Consider the following 730-nt stretch of genomic DNA (forward strand, 5'->3'; position numbering starts at 1 on the left):
GGACTACTCAAAATCCAAGCTCTGGAGGCTTTCATGTAAAAGATAATCGATTTAAAGTTAATAATACAGGGAAAGATAAAAAAGGAATATGGACCTCTGAATCAATCGATATTAAAGGAAAAAATGATGTAAACATCTCTGTTCTCTTATATAGTACAGGGGATATGGAAGACACTGGAGAAGGTCTTGACTTTATTGATCTTTATTATAAAATAAATGAAGAGCAAGAGGTTCGTTTTAGTAAAAATTCAGGAACCATAAATAACAATAGCAGTTCAGGAACTACTGTATCAATAGGTTCTCTAAGTGGAAATAGTCTACAAATTATAGTCAAATCAAGAACTACTGCTTCAGATGAATTTTACTATTTTGACAATGTAAAGGTTACAGAAAAAAATCCAGGAACTATTGATGCTACTGCTTCTGTAGAAGGTATACTTACATGCATTAATGATGTTGTAACCATAACAGGAGGATCTTCTGATAATAGTGTTCATTATAATTGGACAGGACCTAATAACTTTACAGCAAATACAAAAAATATAAATGTAAGCGAACCTGGAGATTATACACTAGAAGTAACCAATAACAATGGATGTACAGGATCTAAAACGGTAACTGTAACCCAGGATATTATAGTACCTAATGTATCCGCTTCTGTTGATGGTACACTAAGTTGTTCGTCTAATGCTGTTATATTAAAAGGTAATTCTACAACTCCAAATGTTAC

The 730-nt window shown here is 32.3% G+C and carries 1 protein-coding gene; it reads left to right on the top strand.

The window, feature by feature from the left end; all coding sequences use genetic code 11:
• Positions 1–730 (top strand): hypothetical protein (locus tag FOF46_RS32125; protein WP_167572042.1); only part of this gene is annotated, 730 nt, incomplete at both ends.

The organism is Aquimarina algiphila (genome assembly GCF_007489275.1).
In the GTDB taxonomy this organism is placed as follows: domain Bacteria; phylum Bacteroidota; class Bacteroidia; order Flavobacteriales; family Flavobacteriaceae; genus Aquimarina; species Aquimarina algiphila.